This window comes from Halobacillus sp. B23F22_5 (assembly GCF_043497085.1).
Taxonomy (GTDB): Bacteria; Bacillota; Bacilli; order Bacillales; family Halobacillaceae; genus Thalassobacillus.
In genome coordinates this window covers 39,251-52,674 of record NZ_JBIEKI010000007.1, presented here as the reverse complement: position 1 = coordinate 52,674, position 13,424 = coordinate 39,251, and the positions used below count along the sequence as shown (strand labels likewise).

General features: G+C 43.8%; 9 protein-coding genes. 2 read left to right on the top strand and 7 right to left on the bottom strand.

Going from position 1 to position 13,424, the window contains the following annotated elements; genetic code table 11:
• Position 1: 1 nt before the first annotated feature.
• Genes ACGTN9_RS11390 through ACGTN9_RS11365 form a run of 6 tightly spaced genes read right to left on the bottom strand, consistent with a single transcriptional unit; the run spans position 2 to position 9,521 of the window.
• The gene (locus ACGTN9_RS11390; protein ID WP_499592858.1) at positions 2-880 is read right to left on the bottom strand and encodes a carbohydrate ABC transporter permease; all 879 of its coding nucleotides are present in this window, start codon (positions 878-880) and stop codon (positions 2-4) included.
• A 29-nt stretch (positions 881-909) separates the two neighbouring features.
• Positions 910-1,797: a carbohydrate ABC transporter permease gene (locus tag ACGTN9_RS11385; RefSeq protein WP_499592856.1), complete on the bottom strand. Its 888-nt coding sequence runs from the start codon at positions 1,795-1,797 to the stop codon at positions 910-912.
• Entirely contained in the window at positions 1,790-4,723 is a 2,934-nt protein-coding gene (locus ACGTN9_RS11380; protein ID WP_499592854.1) for an extracellular solute-binding protein, read from the bottom strand. Before ACGTN9_RS11380 ends, ACGTN9_RS11385 begins: the two co-directional genes overlap by 8 nt.
• A gap of 30 nt (positions 4,724-4,753) precedes the next feature.
• Positions 4,754-6,133, bottom strand: a complete 1,380-nt coding sequence (locus ACGTN9_RS11375) for an ABC transporter substrate-binding protein (protein WP_499592852.1) — start codon at positions 6,131-6,133, stop codon at positions 4,754-4,756.
• Between the two features lie 39 nt (positions 6,134-6,172).
• Complete coding sequence (locus tag ACGTN9_RS11370; RefSeq protein ID WP_499593040.1) at positions 6,173-8,509, bottom strand: beta-galactosidase; 2,337 nt, start codon at positions 8,507-8,509, stop codon at positions 6,173-6,175.
• A gap of 22 nt (positions 8,510-8,531) precedes the next feature.
• Entirely contained in the window at positions 8,532-9,521 is a 990-nt protein-coding gene (locus ACGTN9_RS11365) for a LacI family DNA-binding transcriptional regulator (protein ID WP_499592850.1), read from the bottom strand.
• A gap of 326 nt (positions 9,522-9,847) precedes the next feature.
• Between ACGTN9_RS11365 and ACGTN9_RS11360 the strand changes: the two genes are divergently transcribed.
• The gene (locus ACGTN9_RS11360; protein ID WP_499592849.1) at positions 9,848-11,056 is read left to right on the top strand and encodes a prolyl oligopeptidase family serine peptidase; all 1,209 of its coding nucleotides are present in this window, start codon (positions 9,848-9,850) and stop codon (positions 11,054-11,056) included.
• 167 nt (positions 11,057-11,223) lie between these two features.
• Here ACGTN9_RS11360 and ACGTN9_RS11355 read toward each other — a convergent pair whose 3' ends face one another.
• On the bottom strand, positions 11,224-12,432 hold the full coding sequence (locus ACGTN9_RS11355; protein WP_499592847.1) for a Bcr/CflA family efflux MFS transporter: 1,209 nt from the start codon (positions 12,430-12,432) through the stop codon (positions 11,224-11,226).
• A 194-nt stretch (positions 12,433-12,626) separates the two neighbouring features.
• On the opposite strand from ACGTN9_RS11355, the gene ACGTN9_RS11350 reads away from it, so the two are divergent.
• The gene (locus tag ACGTN9_RS11350) at positions 12,627-13,343 is read left to right on the top strand and encodes a vanadium-dependent haloperoxidase (RefSeq protein ID WP_499592845.1); all 717 of its coding nucleotides are present in this window, start codon (positions 12,627-12,629) and stop codon (positions 13,341-13,343) included.
• The last annotated feature ends 81 nt before the right edge of the window (positions 13,344-13,424 follow it).

Genomic DNA, 13,424 nt, shown 5'->3' with positions numbered 1-13,424 from the left:
ATTACTTGATACCAGAATGTGCCATCGTGTTCATGACTTTGCTTTGCATGAAGATGAAGATGATCAAGTTAGGTACAAACATGATCAGTGATGCAGCAGCGGCCATCCCTTGACCTGCCACAGAGTTTCCGCCTGTATCAGCCGCTAACGTCGACATGAAAAATGCGAATGTCTTCAAGTTTTCATCATCGACGAATAAGGTGGATGTCTCTGCGTTGTTCCACACAGCCTGAAAAGCAAGAATGGAAATCGTAGCGATGGCAGGTTTCACTAACGGAATGATGATCTTAAAGAAAATTTGAAAATCGTTGGCACCATCAATCCTTGCCGCTTCGAGCAATTCATCTGGTATTTGGTCGATGAACTGCTTGACCAGAAACAATCCGACGGGCATCGCTAGTAACGGAAAGATATGAGCGAAAAATGTATCCAATAGTCCGACCTCATCAATCAACAGATAGCGTGGAATAACGACTGCTGCAGGTACAAACATCAAAGCCAGCGTATTGATTTCAAACAACGTCTTCTTGAACTTGAAGTTCTTTTTTGAAAACACGTAACCAGCCATCGTACTGATCAGCACGGTCAGGAAAACAACGATGATGGTGACGACGACACTGTTGAAAAGGTACCTTGACATCGGTACACCGGTAGCATTCGTGTTGCTGGCCAGGTCATAGAAATTCTGAAGCGTAGGCTTCTGTACAAAAAAACGCGGCGGATAAGCAAATAGCTCATCGATCGGCTTGAATGCATGGGAAAAGATATAGACGATCGGAATGATCATCAATGTTGCCATTGGTATTAGAAAGAAGTAAAACTTCAATTGGCTCCGGTGAAACCTGTCCGGATTAATTTTCGTTCCATGAAAAGATGCCATAGTCACACCCCTCTTAAGTTAGTAACCTATTAATCTTTTTCTGCAAATAGCTTCATAGCCACCCGTGAAAATCCATAGATGAACAAAAGCAATAGTACGGACAACGCGGCAGCGTATCCCATTTCATAACGGATGAACCCGAAATCCTCCAGATGGTTGACGATCAGCTGACCGGCATATTGCGGTGTCGGGTTCTGCCCCGAGAGTTCAACCCCGATTGCCCCGGCCTGAAACGTGGTAACCACCGCCATGACGGCACCAAATAGCATCTGTGGTTTCATCGAAGGAATCGTAATATAAATAATTTCCTGAAAACGGTTCCTGATTCCGTCGATATAGGCCGCTTCATAGATTTCTTTATCGATGTTAAGCACCCCGGATAACATCGCGAGGAAACCGACACCCATACTCCCCCACAAGGTCACGAGAATCATAATGAGCATCAAGTAGTCCGGCGACTGCAGGAACTGGATCGGTTCATGGATGAACCCCATTGAAATCAGTAAATTGTTCAAGTAACCGGTCTGATCTCCACTGAATATGATTTTCCAAACGACGGCCATCGCCACACCCGCTGTCATGGACGGGGAGAATAGAATCAAGGCGAGTACCGTTCGCGGACCTTTGGAAATCTGGGCTAGCATCCAGGCCAGTAAAAAGGCCAGGATGTAACCGCCAGGTCCGACAATCAGTGAGAAAATCAGTGTGTTAGGTAATACAAATTGCATGAACGTGTTGTCCTGCGTGATGATATTGACATAATTCGACAGTCCGATGAACGACGGCATTTCGATGGTATTGAAGTACGTGAAAGACAAACCGATGGCAATCGCCACCGGGATGACGATGAATGTTGTAAACAGGATCAAGTAAGGCGCCAGAAATATGGATGTACTTAAATAATTTCTGTTATTCATCTGCTTCCAGCCACCTTTCGATTGTTTCTATGGTCGGGATCGTATACGGCTTGACCACTTCACCATCTTCCATATAACCGAATTCTTCAAGCTTCCTCCGCATTTCACGATTGATCAATATCACGCTGTCATCGACAGCGGCACGGGCATTTTCGCCATCAAAGACGACCTTATTCCATACGTTACTAATCTCACGTTCTACCATATAGGAGTACGGTGTTTTCGGTACTTCCCTTAAATACTTCCACTGCTCGAGGACGACTTCTTTGTGCTCTTCCGGCAATGGCAATTGTTCAAACGATTGGAGATTCGCTGTGTTCCACATATATTCCGGTCCGAATAACGTCTGTAACGTAACGGCAAATTCTGTCTGAGTTTCTGTCGACATCCACCACTTCAACAGCTCCCAGGCATCTTCTTTTTTACCGCTCCCGTCAAAAATCATCGATGCCTGGCCGGAACCAGGTGCCCATCTTTCCACCGTGCCATCTTCCTGTTCGATCCCAGGCTGCGGGGTGATATCCCACCACCCGGAGATTTCCGGAGCGGCGGTTGTCAGCTCGACATAGGTCCCAAATGGCGCTACACCGATAGGAAGCGTCGAGTACCGGAAATGGTTATAAAATTTCGGCACCTGCAATGGCATGCTGTAAATCGTACTTAAATCAGCCATGAACTGGATACCTTCCAATGCATTCTCTTCATCAATGGTCGTTCCCATGCCATCTTCTTCATATAGGCTGCCGTTAAACTGATAGATGAACGGTGTAGTGACCTGGAATGCTTTGAACGCAGATTCCTGTGCTAATGGGGTATAATAATTCATCCCATAGCGCTGTAATTCCGGCAAAATTTCTGTCACTTCATCCCATGTATTTGGGATAGGGATGTCCAACTCTTCCATGATGTCCTTTCTGTAAAACTGGACGAAAAAGTCCTGCGTCTCAGGTAAAGCGTAGACACCATCTTCTATCACTAACGGCAGGAATGCACCTGGTGAAAATTGTTTCCCTACCTCGTTGAAGTCTTCGAATTGTCTCAAGTCCACGGCAGCTCCACGAATCGCAAGTTCATACGGCACCCAGTTACTGATCCCAAGGGCCAAATCCGGCTGCGTGTTGGCAGCGCTTGCCAGAACGAGCTTTTGTTCATCCGGCATCAAAGAGTACTTTACTTTGATCCCTGTTTCCGGTGTAAAATTCTGATCCGTAATATTCTGAAGCAATTCAACATACTGTCTCGGACGGTTCACCCACACTTCGAGCGTATCGTCCGCGACTTCAGAGGTAGCGAGATTATCTTCTCCGAATGATTGTAAAAAGCTTACGACCGAGTCTTTCGCTTTTGTTAAAAATCCAGCCTCAGCATCCGGGAGTCCAGTGTCTCCGTGAACATAGAAGCGATCCAATAACAATGGCTGTGCAGAAAGGTCCATCGCTATTTCACCCAGCAGCTGGGCAGCGGAATTAGAGCCTGTCGATAATTGGGTCAGGCGATTCGGAATCTCATCCGGTTCTGCTGCCAGTTTTTCTAACTTATCGATCGCGATATTCAAAGAAGTAACCTCAGTAGAATCCTCCCCACTACTTAGCGAACGGAGATAGGCCACTTCTTCTTTCAATTGTCCGGCCCAGCCCTCTATTTGTTTATCGATGCCAGGGATATATTCTTCAATCTCCCAATCTCGGGATCCTGACTGATTACCCACTAACTTTCGAATCGATAAGGATAACTTATCAATCTCCCGCATGACTTCATCGATTACAAATAAGACACGCGAATGAATAGAGGGATCTGCTTTCAGACTTATCTTGTTTGTTCCTTCTTCTAAATAAAAGAAGTAAGGGTCTCCATCTTCATTACTAATGGTCTCGTTGAACCATTTCTTACTATATTGGAATTGGTACTGTTCCACTTCCTCAAAAGGAACATGTCCATTGATCAATAATTTCCGGTAAACAGGGGATTTTGATTCTTTATCCTGTAACGCCTTGAATGTCAATTGATAGAACCCGGCTTCATCGACATCCACTTCCCAGCTGACTGTCTGCCCCGGCTCACTCCAGGAATCGCCCCCAAATGTGTTCAATAGCAGGTTATCTTTATCATAAGGGTGTACGGATGGGTCCTCTGTCGACTCCGGTCTGATATAAGAGCTGTTTTTCTCAGAAGGATGTTCTGCTTCAAATACCTTCAATTCCTTCTGTTTATCCGCATCCGGATGATTATCTAAGTAGCTTTGATAATCAGGGATTTGCTTAGGGGAAGTAACATGAACATCACCAACTAGCATCTCGCCCCTTAAGTTAAGTAATGTAATCGTATTTTTTCCTTCATTCAAATGAAATTTAAGCGGGCGTTTGTACATGTATGTAGAATCCTCGGCTTTTACATGCGACCATTCCTTGATAGGCTGCTGCTTCGGAATGATTTCATTGCCTGAGCGATCGGTTTCGAAATCTTCCGTTTCGTTTTTCCATTTACTCGGAAACACGATCTGCCTGCTCTCTGAGAAAGGATATTTACCATTAACCTGGATTGCACCCTCTATTGGCATTATCAAATCACCTTGTGGTAAATAATCAAAACCAATCTCATATACTCCTTCTTCTTCTACCTCTACTTCAACCGTTAATGATTTTTGATTACGCCAATAGAATACGCGATCCCCATAACCTTGGCTCTCCGAAGATGGTAATAATGCATCATCATCAATTCCTGTAAATGAAGAAGGTGGGATAGCACGCTCGAATTGAGCGGTGCTATCCAAACCTTGTTCCTTCCATTCGTTGAGTTCGAGGCGATAACTCTGTTCTTCGACTTGTTCGACAGCATCAATTCCGTCTTCATCACCATTCGCTTGAGCAATCGACTGGGGCATAAAAAACACCACTAATAGCGACCATAACAGCACTTTAGATTTCATGATGTTACCTCCTCAACCTTTCTCAAAGCTTTACTCTCCGATTGCTTCAAGTTCTTCCTGGTATTTCTGATTAGCCAGCTCATTGATCTGGCCCGTATAATTTTCGATATTGATATCTCCTTTGGTACTTGCATCAATCAAAGCACCCATCGTAGCATTTCCTTCTTCCCCTACGGCTACGCCAGTCGGTGCTTCCCATCGTGCTTGTCCATATCCAGGTGTCGTTTTGAACGGTTCAACCACCGCATTTTCAATGTTCTCGTAAGATTCCTCAAGACCTGGCACGTCTACTCTTTCAAAGTAAGCATCCAGCACTTCCTGATCGTTCAGCAAAGGTACACCATTAAGGCTTACTTCTTCTTCCGCATCAGCAATTTCCATCCGCTTCATGTATCCTTCTTTACCAAAGCCCATCCATTTCGCTAGCTCATATGCTTCTTCCGGATGCTCTGTAGCACTGGAAATACCATAATAGTCGTGGGTAATGACGGTTCTATCACCTGGAATACCGATGAAATCCCAGTCGAAGTCCGCGTTTTGCTCATAGACACCGATTGCCCAGCTGCCATCCCATCTGATTCCGATACCACTGTTCATCCATACTTCATTAGCATCTTCACCGTCGAAGTTTGCTTTTTCATCTTCCGATAAAGTGGCATAAGCATATCCATTCGTATTAATATTACTTGCCAGTTCGATTCCGCTAATAAATTCGTTACTATTTAAATGAAATCCATCATTGAATGTATACCAGCCCAATTCGTCGCTTGCAGCAGCGGGGTACCACTCAGGAATGGCATTGGCTTCGTTCAAACCGATGACACCTTGGTTAACATTCGTAATATTACTTACAGCTGAAGTAAATTCATCGATACTCATGCCAAGGTATGGAACATCCAGGTTCGCTTCATTGAACAAATCTTTATTTACGTAATAACCAAGAATGTGTTGAGCAGCAGGAATGCCATATACTGTCCCACTATATGAGTTAGCTTCCTTTACGGTATCAGGCAGAGTGTCATAGTCTTCATCTGCTTCCACATACTCCGTAACATCCAGCATCCAGTCATTAGCGATAGCAGTCGGTAAATGAGGAACTGCGTACACATCCGGCATTTCACCGCCACTGGCTGCTGAAGCGAGAGATTCATTCCAAGGATCACTGATGGAATCATCAATTTCCACCTTGATGTTCGGGTGCTCTTCCATGAACGCTTCCAGCATCATACGATCCAGGTTTGCTTCTCCTTCTGCACCGAACGACCAACTCGCTATGGAAAGGGTTACTTCTTCCCCACTGTCACTGCCACCATCATCTGATTCTTTTCCTTCTGACTGGGAATCGTCAGAACAAGCAACCAAAAGTGCGAAAATCGCAAACAAAGATACGAAAGAAAACCATTTTTTCATCTTATACACCTCTTCTAATTTTTTGGTAAATCAAAGGGCTTAAGTAGCTTCAACAAAATTGATTGTCACTTTTTCTTCCATTGATGGAAGCAGTTTGACTTTGAACTGATGGTCCGTTTTTTTCTCCACCTCCACTCCAGCAGTTTCCAATGGCTGCCAGCGTGTCGATTCCAACACGATTTCATCCTCGGTCTGTTTCAGTTTCACATCCAGGGATAACGTGTCTTTGGTCCGGGTAACATCAAAGATTTCTGCCGTACCATATAGGAGCTTTACATCCTCCGTAATTGGAATATTAACCGGAAGCATCAACCCGCTTTTCGGCGGAACTGTAATCGATGCGCCATCAAATAATGGTTGTGCATCTTTTTGAATGGGAGTTACCTTCTTGTATTCATCGAAATTATGGAGAAACACAAAATAACTATCTTTAGCAATCTCTCTTATAGAGATATCCAGTTCATCTTCTAATGTAAAGCTGCTTGTGATGCCCACTCGTTCAGCCAGTTGTTGAACCACGTCATATTGATAATGGTAATTAAGCTCCAGGCCGATACCGAAAACAGTCACCCTGCCTTTACCCAACTTCTTCTCAAAAGCCGCAACACTCTTGTCCTCATCTTCCGACCAGGCAAATGCACCTTCATCCACGTCGAATGTCTCCATGTATTTCGTTTGGACGCTATCGATGTCACCAACCGTGGCAAAACCAGTCTTCCTGCCATTCAAACCAACATCGATGTAATCTTTGAGCAGCGTACAAGCGTTGTAATTAATATCCTTGGCAGGAATAGATGGAAACAGAACCAAGTGTCCGCCATCTTCCAGATAATCGACCAGCTTCTGCTGCACACGGGCATCCATCCAGTTCATGGAGAACATCCACAGCGTCGGCACTTCTTCTACATTGATCCGCTCGCTGTTTTGGATATTGAGACTTTCAAAAATGATGTTATTGACTCGCAATCCCCTCGCTACACCGTTGTAGAGATGGAGATCTCGCTCCCGTTGAAACGTTTCAATAATGGTGGAAGAAAAAAGATTACTATATTCCGTCATGTAGTAATCCGGATAAAACGCCACACAAGTATTGGTTGTTTGGGTCGAATCAAGTAATGATTTTTCAAACGTATGGAACATCTTTCCTAAGTGCTGGATTGTCTGAAAATGCGGTTTCTTCTCTCCAGAAGCTGACAGCGGTGCCTGCCATTCATGCCTTCTTCCATTCAACCCGATATTTTCATAGTTTTCGCCACCGACGAACATGTAATAATTGACGGCATTCATCCCATTCGCAAAACAAAGACGTGTCGTCAAATCGAAGGTGCTCGGCTGCAATCGCGGCTTATCAGAAGAACATCCGCCCTGGAACTCAGCTGAAAACAGCGGCTGATCCGGCGATTGAATTGCTTTTGTAAAAGCATTGGCCAGTACGACATCGACATAATTATCAAACTCAATATTGCCTATATAATAATCGCCGGCCATCATGGTATCTTCCATTTTCGCCGCTTCCATCAATTGCGCCACACCAATCGGGTACATGGTGCCCCTTTTCAGGTAATCGATCGTATGAAAACCGTGTATATTGACGACAAAAGGAACGCTTATGCCCTTTTGGTGCGCCAGGTCTTTCAAGTGTTCAAGATAAATACGATAATGATTTCGCATAAACAGGTAATATTCATTTTTAAGTAGTTGCGCAATAGGTTCCTCGGGATGATTCACCATATAGGTAACCGGCTTATCGATATTGTAGGCAGTTTCATAGACTTCAAGATTTGCAGTTTCTGCCACTTGTTTTTCTTTTAAGTATCGTTCGAATTGTTGGGTCGTCACTTGATTGTAATCACCCTGATTGGTAACCCAATGGAACATGCCGACTTCATTGTCAAGCTGGAACATGATCACCGGGCCGCCTGCGTCGACCTGATAAGGCTTAATGATGGAACAGACTTCGTTGTACCAGTTTTCCACCTTTTCTAAAAAGGTCGGGTGCATATAACTGACCACCCTTGTCGGATGTGCCTTCCCTTCATCTGTCTGTGCCATAGCTTCCGGATAATTTTCAATGAACCAGGCTGGAACCCCGTGATCCACAATTTCCGCCATGACATAGGGGCCCGGACGAACAAGACAATACATATCCTCTTCAGACACCACTTGTAAAAATGCCTGGAAATCGCGTTCACCCCTCGTTTCCCCTGTAAGGTCAATGGAGCCCTCTTCATATTCATGGAACATCCACGGTACATACGTGCTGATCATATTGATTCCAGCATCTTTCGCTTCCTGGATACGGCTGCGCCAGTCCTGTTTAGGGATACGGAAATAATGAAGTTCAGCTCCATAAAGCAACGTCTCTTTACCATTGATAATGATTTTTTCGTTTTCTACTTTAATCTACCTTCACTCCTTTCATGCTTGATTTCCTCGGAATAAATTCAATTGTAATCTCCTCCTCTGCCACAGCGGCCTTTTTATCCAGCATATGGAATAATGTTTCTGCAGCAATCCGTCCCCATTGTTTTTTCTGGACACAGACGGTTGATAAAGATGGCTGAAAATAGCGGGCTAAGTCAATATCATCAAAACCAGTAAAAGCGATATCTTCTGGAACTTTCAAGCCTTTTTGCTGTGCGGCTTTGATCGCCCCCATCGCCATTTCATCATTGGCAGAAACAAACGCTGTCGGATAATCATCTTGCTTGTCCAGATACTCATTCATGCTGAGAAGACCGCTGATTTCTGTAAAATCAGCCCTGATCAAATCATTCTCATCAAACACCAAACCTCTATTGGCAAGGGATTCTTTGAATCCTTCCAAACGACTTTCACCATCAAACGATTCTTCAGATCCGGCAATAAAACCGATCCGCTTATGTCCTTCTTCTACTAAATGATCAACGACCTGCTCCATGCCAAGTTTGTTCGGAAGTAAAACCTGGCTGATATGAGGATTTTTCAGATCTCGATCCAGAACAACCAACGGAAACTTTTCACTCGCCAGACTGTCCAGTAAACTATCGTCGATATGATAATTCAGGATAATGGCACCATCCACGTATTGTTCCAACAATAAACGGTGCTTATCGTCAGAGGCACATACGACCATCTCATAGCCCTTCTTAATGACCGTATCCTGAATACCTTCTAACAATTCATTAAAAAACGGTCCCGTGAATCCACTTAAGAAAAAGCCGATGATATGGGTTTTGTTCTTCTTCAAATTTTTCGCATTTCCATTGGGGCGATATCCTAGTTCTTTCGCCGCCGATAGAACTTTTTCTTTCGTTCCATCAGTAATAAGATTACTTCCATTCATTACATAAGAAGTAGTTGCTAAACTGACGCCAGCTTTTTTTGCTACATCCTTTAAAGTAGCCAATATATTCCCTCTTCTCTAAGCTTTCATCTGCAAGTTAACATTTCATTGAAACGTTTCAATAAAAATTATAGCTAAACTTGAAAGCGATTACAATATAATTTTCAGAAATTTTTCACGGCTTGTCAAAATTCAGGTTTTAAGTACTATACTTTGGTTTGTTTTACCATTTCAATGAGTAATTTATTAGATACTGGATTGCTTCCTGCCTAATATTAATATTAAGCTTTAACAAAACCTCTTAATGAAAAACATGGTAACCTTAAATGAAGAGACTATGAGTGTATATCACTTCGGGGAGGTTGAGAATTATTTTAACAGGAAAGGACATGTCTTATCGTACTGTCACAGAGGTTCAGGACTGGGGTCCTGTGGTTACAAAGGTGATTATTCATTTAGGCAAAACAATACCCGTCAGCTCCATTACCAAGAAAACATTTAACGTTTATGTGCAAAGATTCGACAAACGGTTAGATACGCCATTGCTGGATGAAGGCTACCGTCCCGTAACAAAAGCCTATGTTTGTAATGAGGAAGGACTCCCGGCTGCAAAGGATGAAAAATTCATTTGCTTAGATATGAAAATCGGGCCTACTGATAAATTGGGTTCGGTTCATCATTTTGATGGGGAAGCTAATCAGTGGATCGATTCACACTATACAATCACACAAGCGGAAGATATCAAACTTGGTAATGAAACCCTTTCCGGGTTGGTTATTGACACATTTGCTGGAGACATAAAAAAAGTTGTAGAGGATTTTTCGACCGGAAAATTCACACATCATGATATTGCCTTGACCTATGCTGATTACGTACCGAAGAAAAACAATCAGAAAAGGCCATTGCTCATTTGGCTTCATGGCGGCGGAGAAGGCGGCACCGACCCAACGCTTCCCCTGTCTGCTAACAAGGCTGTCAGTTTTGCCACAGAGGATATACAACAATACTTTGATGGGGCATACATATTGGTTCCCCAAGCTCCGACGAGATGGATGGACGGGTTTACGGGAAAAGCGGATGGAACTTCCATTTACAAGGAGGCATTGATGGCTTTAATCAAAGCCTATGTTTCAGACCACCCTGCAATCGATACCAATAGAATATACATTGGGGGAGCATCGAATGGCGGATATATGACGTTGCTTATGACTCGCGATTACCCTGGGTATTTCGCGGCCGCATTTCCGGTATGTGAAGGGTTGGATGACTCGCTGATTTCCGAAACAGACCTTAAAAATATGATAAGGACGCCAACGTGGTTCGTTCATGCTAAAGACGACACTGTTTTACCGCCTAAGCTCTACACCATTCCAACGTATAACCGGATGATTGAAGCTGGCGCAGACAATGTCCTTCTATCCCTATACGATGATGTCCATGATAAAACGGGGCTGTACAAACGTGGCGAAGGATCACCATACCAATACCATAGTCATTGTTCATGGATTTATCTGTTCAATAATGACCCCTCTACAAAAATCAATGGAAAAATAACTACGATTATGGAATGGCTGGCTTCCCAATCATTAAATGATTAGCATGCAATATTTAAAGATGATTTTCGTTTTTTTGCAGGTTAAGTAAGAACATGTAAGCGTTAGGGCGGAACATAGCGGAGATTAGGCAGAAGATTCAAGCTCAAAGAGTAAATTAAAAGTGCCTGCCCCTCATTAAACAGGGACAGGCCACTTTATTTTTGACAATACTAAGCTGCCGCTGATTGGTTTTTCTTCGTCAATGTAAAAAACATCACACAGCCGATCGAAGCGGTAATGAATAAAGTGGCCCCCATCGGTACGGCGGTCGATTCATCGATGCCGACAAGAGGAGAAACAAGCGATCCGAACAATAACGGAAGCATTCCTAACACGGCACTCGCGCTTCCGGCACGATGTCCCTGATGCTCCATCGCAAGCGTAAACGTGCTTGTCAGTATCATCCCCATGGACGTCATATAAATAAATATCGGAATTACCAGAGTTGCTAACGGCCCTTCGATAATGGTCATGATCAGGAGGAAAGAAGTAGCACTCACGGCAATGATGACAGCAGCTCGCAGCAGGCTCCTTTCGTGTATGATACCACCCAGGCGCCCGATAATAGCACTGCCGGAAATGATGGCAAGTCCGTTAATTCCGAACAGGATGCTGAAAACCTGCGGGGAGACATCATAGATGCCCTGATAAACAAAGGGAGTTCCCGAAACATAGGCGAAACTGCCACCATGAACAAATCCGATCGTCAACGCATAACCGATAAAGGAACGGTCCTTCAGCAGCCGGCCGATCGTACGAATCGTTTCCCCAAGCTTACTTGGAATCCGTTTTTCTTTTGGCAGTGTTTCCGGTAATTTAATATACATGGTAATGACAATGATTAGTCCGACTAAAAATAAGAAATAAAAAATCGTACTCCACGAGGCAAATGGCAACAGCAGGATTGCTCCCCCTGTCATTGGTGCAATCATTGGTGCGGTCGCATTAATGACCATCAAGAGTGCGAAGAATTTCGTCAGGTCTCTGCCACTAAAAACATCCCGTACGACAGCCCGCGATAAAACAACGCCAGCCGAAGCAGTGAAACCTTGTAAAAACCGGGCAATCACAAAAATGTAAATATTCGGAGCCAGAGCACATAAAAGCGATGCCAACGCAAACAGGAAAATAAATACCAGAAGCGGTCTTCTTCTTCCCTGCGAATCACTGATCGGCCCAACGACAATTTGACCTACAGCAAGTCCGATAAGACAGGTGGTTAAACTAAGTTGTACAAACGAGGCGCTCGTCCCAAAATCATCAGCAATACCAGGGAAACTTGGTAAATACATATCTATGTTCAGGGGGCCTAAAACCCCAAGCATGCCGAGCAATAATGCCAGCCCGAGGCGCTCTTTTCCAGTTGGATTATGTAACATGATTCTCAAACACCTTTCTCATTCGTTGGAACACTATTAAACTAAGATTCTACTCTTCTGAAAAAAAGAATGCCAGCAAAAAGCCCGCCACTGCTCGTGACATTCACCAGCAATCTTTCAATATCAAGGTTCTTATTCTTCCCGTTCCCCCATATATTTTTAGGCAATAAGCAAAAATGTTAGGGGCTGGAACAATGAGAACTACTTACAGAAGGTGGTCAGCATATCCTTACCAAGGCGAGCAAAATCCTCCGACACCTTATCCTTCAGCAGCTTATTACCCAATGTTTTTTATTTCCAGGGGAGAAAACAATTCCTTTCTCGATCCTTTAGGAAACCAGATTAAGTGGGAAATTAAAAATCCATCTGAAATTAATTGGGATAGCGAATTATTGCTGGTGGAACAAACGTTATCACGCCTGACACCCCAACAGATTCAGATCGCAAACTACTGGGGAAACTCCGAAACAACGGAAAACATGACCCCGATCATCTTCCATTTAGCAAAAAAATACAGACTCGGATCCCCCTATATAGCTAGAATCCTGGCTTATTTTCATGCTGGAATTAATGATTCCTTTGTGATTTCATGGTATTTGAAATACCTTTGGGATGTAGCGCGCCCCAACCAATACGGCCGGAACATCACCCCAATTCTTCCTACACCCCGATTTCCCGCCTACCCTTCGGCCCATGCTACGGTGGCAGGATGTGCAGATGCGATATTAAGGTATGTATTTCCGGCAGATGCAACCGATATAAAGAACACGATGGAGCAATGCGCTATGTCACGTCTGTATGCCGGCGTACATTTCAAGGTGGATAATGATGAAGGATTAAGATTAGGCAGACAAATCGGAGGTATCGTTGCAAATGTATTAAAGAGGCAAAACTTCAATAGTTCCCGCTAATATATAAGTTCAGGTGCTTCCATTGAATGGCTGCTTGTCCTGCTGACCACGAAAGCGAGCTGAACTACTTTGTCGATGACA